Origin of the sequence: Vibrio sp. 1641 (genome assembly GCF_033339995.1) — a bacterium.
Lineage (GTDB): Bacteria > Pseudomonadota > Gammaproteobacteria > Enterobacterales > Vibrionaceae > Vibrio > Vibrio alginolyticus.
The window spans coordinates 1-559 of record NZ_JAWOVP010000410.1 but is presented as its reverse complement, the minus strand read 5'-3'; the positions used below and the strand labels follow the sequence as shown (position 1 = coordinate 559).

Sequence of the window (559 nt, the reverse complement as noted above, 5' to 3'; positions counted from 1 at the left end):
CCACAAGGACTGGTTACAACAGTTTAGATAAAGAAGGGTAAAGGTGGCTTATGGAAGGCTTTCAACTAGATGAGATTTTCAATCTGGATACTACCTCAACAACAAGATCTCGCGCTAAACCAGTAAAAAGAAAGTGGCGTGAAATAGAAGAGATGAACGACAGACGTAACTTACTTAAAGAACTACGTGAACTTGATGTTTGCAACGACTACAGCTTAGACGACATCAAACTCTAATTTGAACAAAAGGCACCCTAACGGTGCCTTTTGTTTTTGTATAGAGCAGGGTTACATGTTCTGATTCTCTACGTCTAAATGTTTACGTGGACGGAATTCTTATTCAATGAGAATTAGCCGTTCTTTTTATCGAGAATTGGTTATGTTGAATTTCCATTCAATTCTCAAAGAATAAGAATTACCACAAATAAACCCGAGCAAGATTTATAGATACTCGGGCTTTGAGTGAGTTAAACAAACTCCATATCGCTTTGACGAACGCGCTCGGCAAGCTGTTTGTAGCGATCCGCAATCGTGTCACCAAATACAGGGTCGTCTTCGCT

The 559-nt window shown here is 39.7% G+C and carries 1 protein-coding gene and 1 pseudogene; one reads left to right on the top strand and one right to left on the bottom strand.

Going from position 1 to position 559, the window contains the following annotated elements; translation table 11 throughout:
- The first annotated feature begins 50 nt into the window (after window positions 1-50).
- A complete protein-coding gene (locus tag R7Z47_RS26270; protein WP_005459060.1) occupies window positions 51-236 on the top strand; it encodes a DUF3545 family protein in 186 nt (61 codons plus the stop codon).
- A 230-nt stretch (window positions 237-466) separates the two neighbouring features.
- On the opposite strand, the pseudogene R7Z47_RS26265 reads toward R7Z47_RS26270, so the two are convergent.
- Window positions 467-559 (bottom strand): annotated as a pseudogene (locus R7Z47_RS26265) (cation-binding protein); the annotation flags it as partial.

What these genes read in the sequence shown, in the direction of transcription:
- R7Z47_RS26270 (WP_005459060.1), top strand. Translation starts at nt 51, where the DNA reads ATGGAAGGCTTTCAACTAGATGAGATTTTCAATCTGGATACTACCTCA.